The organism is Amycolatopsis sp. SID8362 (assembly GCF_010550475.1).
Lineage (GTDB): Bacteria > Actinomycetota > Actinomycetes > Mycobacteriales > Pseudonocardiaceae > Amycolatopsis > Amycolatopsis eburnea.
In genome coordinates this window covers 1-1,890 of record NZ_JAAGNB010001185.1, presented here as the reverse complement: position 1 = coordinate 1,890, position 1,890 = coordinate 1, and the positions used below count along the sequence as shown (strand labels likewise).

The 1,890-nt window shown below is 75.4% G+C and carries 1 protein-coding gene and 1 pseudogene; both read left to right on the top strand.

The genetic code is table 11. The features are described 5' to 3' along the window. A pseudogene (locus tag G3I65_RS36960) lies at positions 1-363 on the top strand (SARP family transcriptional regulator); the annotation flags it as partial. A 232-nt stretch (positions 364-595) separates the two neighbouring features. Then, positions 596-1,890, top strand: a 1,295-nt coding sequence (locus G3I65_RS36955; protein WP_166641047.1) for a BTAD domain-containing putative transcriptional regulator, incomplete at its 3' end; no start/stop codon positions are given.

The following is a 1,890-nucleotide window of genomic DNA, read 5'->3' as shown; positions in this document are numbered from 1 at the left end:
GAACCGCAGCGCGCTCACCAGGCCCTGCGCCTGCTCGACGTCGACGGCCCACCCGCGCACGCGGCGGCGGCCGCCCACTGCCGCGGCCTGGTGACCGGCGACCCCGAGCCGGTGCTCACCGCCGCCGGCCACTACCGGGTGGCCGGCCGGCTGCTCAAGCAGGCGAAGGCGACGGAGGACGCGGCGATCCTGCTCGCCGAGTCCGACCGGCTCGACGAGGCACGAGCGGCGTTCCGGGGCGCGTTGACGGCGTACACCGGGATGGGCGCGGTGTGGGACGTCCGCCGGGCGGAGGGCCGCATGCAGCCGTTCGGCATCCGCCGAGCCCACGCGGTCCGCCAGCGAGCCGCCGCCGGCGAGTGACAGGCCCCAAGCGCCCCAATGTGGCCTTCGGTGCGTCTGACGCACCCAAGGCGGCCTTCGGTGCGTCAGACGCAACCAAGGCCGCCTTGGGGCGCTCGGAGCCAGGACGCCGCGGGAAGTGCGCGCGCAACCCGGGTGGGGGTTGCCACGTCAGTAAGGTCACCGGTGTAACCGAGATGTCCCTGGGGGAACGGGGTCTGGGGTTCCGAGCCCCAGAGGGGACGGCAGTGGAATGCCACGGGATGCGGACAGCGGCCTGCGGGTGGGTGTGCTCGGCCCGCTGCGGGCCTGGCGCGGGGCGGCCGAAATCGGCCTCGGCCCCGCGCGTCAGCGTGCCGTTTTCGCCGTGCTCGCGGTCAACGCCGGACGGCCGGTCCCCCGTGCCGAGCTGATCGCCGGCGTCTGGGGTGACGCCGCGCCCGCGAGCGTCGAGGGCAGCGTCCACACCTACGTCTCCGGGTTGCGCCGCGCGCTCGAACCGGACCGGTCGCGCTGGTCGGCGGCGAGTGTCCTGGTGTCGGATCCGGCCGGGTATTCGCTGCTGCTCGCGGAAGACGCGCTCGACGCCGCCCGGTTCGAACGGCACCGCGAGCACGCCCGGCGCCACCTCGACGGGGGCGATCCGCGGGCCGCCGTCGAAGAACTGGACGCCGCTCTCGCGTTGTGGCAGGGCGAAGCGCTTTCCGGGGTGCCCGGCGGGTTCGCCGAGCGGCACCGCGAATACCTCGCCGAGCTGCGGCTGGACACGCTCGAACGGCGGGCCGAGGCGGTGCTGGCCCTCGGCGGGCACCTCGACCTCGCGCCGGAGCTGGCCGTGCTGGCCGGCGAGCACCCGCTGCGGGAGTCCCTGCGCGAGTCGCTCATGCTCGCCCTCTACCGCAGCGGGCGGCACGCCGAGGCGCTGGACGTCTTCCGCGACGCCCGCGCCACGCTCGTCGAGGAGCTCGGCGTCGAGCCCGGCCCGGCTTTGCAACAGCTGCACCAGCGGATCCTCGCCCAGGACCCCGGGCTCGACGCGCCCGCGGCGCCGGTCGTGGTTACCGGGCACCGGCTGTTCGGGCGGGAAGCCGAAACCCGGACCCTCGCCGCGCTCGTCGCCGACGTCCGGGCCGGCCGCGGGCGGGCCGTCTGGATCGAGGGCGAAGCGGGCATCGGCAAGTCCGAGCTGCTCGCCGGTTCGCTGCCGGACGGCCCCGGCTACCAGCGGCTTTCCGCCGCCGCGGACGAGCTGAGCACCCGGTTCCCGCTGCAGGTCATCCTGGAGTGCCTGGCGATCGACGTGCATTCGGCCGACCCGCGGCGCGCGCGGGTGGCGCAGGAACTCGCCGGCGAAAGCCCGGTGCGGCGCAGCTGGGGCCCGGCCGACCCGGTGCTCGGCGCCGTCGACCGGCTGCTGGCCCTGGTCGACGAACTGTGCGCGCATTCACCGCAGGTGCTGGTGATCGACGACCTCCAGTGGGCGGACGAGGCGTCCGTGCTGGTCTGGCACCGGCTCTGCGCGGCGACCCGGCAGCTGCCGCTGCTGCT